This is a genomic window from Nocardia sp. NPDC051321 (genome assembly GCF_044455225.1).
Lineage (GTDB): Bacteria > Actinomycetota > Actinomycetes > Mycobacteriales > Mycobacteriaceae > Nocardia.
Genome location: NZ_JBITEM010000039.1, coordinates 1 through 1315 on the forward strand (window position 1 = coordinate 1; position 1315 = coordinate 1315).

1 protein-coding gene is annotated in these 1315 nt (G+C 62.5%); it reads right to left on the reverse strand.

Translation table 11 applies throughout. From position 1 onward, the window contains the following. Positions 1-7: 7 nt before the first annotated feature. A complete protein-coding gene (locus ACIA8C_RS43065) occupies positions 8-1270 on the reverse strand; it encodes an IS30 family transposase (RefSeq protein WP_397145303.1) in 1263 nt (420 codons plus the stop codon). Between the last annotated feature and the right edge of the window lie 45 nt (positions 1271-1315).

Genomic DNA, 1315 nt, shown 5'->3' on the forward strand with positions numbered 1-1315 from the left:
GGCGGATTCATGCGGTCATTGCAACACCGGGTGGATTGGTCGGGTTCGATAGTAGTTCGTCGAGTGCTTCGGCTGGTTTTTTCCAGCCCAGTGTCTTGCGGGGTCGGTTGTTGAGTTGAGCGGCGACGTAGTCGAGGTAGTCGGCGGGGAAGATCGACAGGTCTGTTCCCTTCGGAAAGTATTGGCGTAGTAGGCCGTTGGTGTTTTCGTTGGTGCCGCGTTGCCATGGTGAGTGAGGGTCGCAGAAGTAGATATCGAGATCGGTGGCGGCGGCGATCTGGGCGTGGTTGGTCATTTCCCGGCCTTGGTCCCAGGTCAGGGTCCGGCGCAGGATCGCTGGGAGCTGACTCATCTTCGCGATCATCGCCTCCTGTACCGATATCGCACTGTGGTCGGTAGGCAGATGGAGCAGGATCACGAACCGGGTCGTGCGTTCGACCAGGGTGCCGATCGCTGAGCCGTTGTAGGCGCCGGTGATCAGATCTCCTTCCCAATGCCCGGGCACGGCCCGGTCCTCGACCTCGGCAGGGCGGTCGCTGATGTTGACCATGCCCGCGATAGGTGAGCTTCGTTGCCCCAGCGAGCGGCGCGGTCGGCGCAAGCCGCGCCCGCTGCGTAACTGTTGATGCAACTCCCGACGCAAACCGCCACGGCCCTGGACGAACAACGAGCGGTAGATCGTCTCGTGAGACACACGCATCTCCGGATCGTCGGGAAATTCTGTCCGCAGCCGATGGCTGATCTGTTCGGGACTGTACTTCTCACCCAACCAGTCGCTGACCTGAGCAGCCAACCTCGCATTGCTTGCCAGCTTCGCTGTTTTGCGGCGCCTGGACCGATGCTCGGCACGCTGCTGAGCGAACACAGCTCGATAGTTCACCTGCTGAGCCGGACCACGCTGCAGAACCCCGATCCGGTACTTGGCCCGGTAGCGGACCCTGCGCCCGTGGCGATGAGTCTTAGCGTTGCGGGCGATCTCGCGCGTGATCGTCGAGGGCGCACGCCCCAACCGCGCCGCGATCGAACGCGCCGACTCACCCCGGGCGATACCGATCGCGATCTCCTCCCGCTCGGCAAGGCTCAACCTGGCCTTGTTCTTCAACGAATCGGGCTCACACAGGCGTGGATGCACCCCACCAGCATCAGCGAACAACCGGTTGCCAGTACCCGGCGACACACCCACAGCAACACCAGCAACCGACGGCGCCACACCCGCACCGACCAAACCCCAGAACCGACCCAACACAACACGCGACACACGAGGCGCCATAACACTCCCTGATCAGGGGTGTTGCATTAACTCCTTGAATCCGCC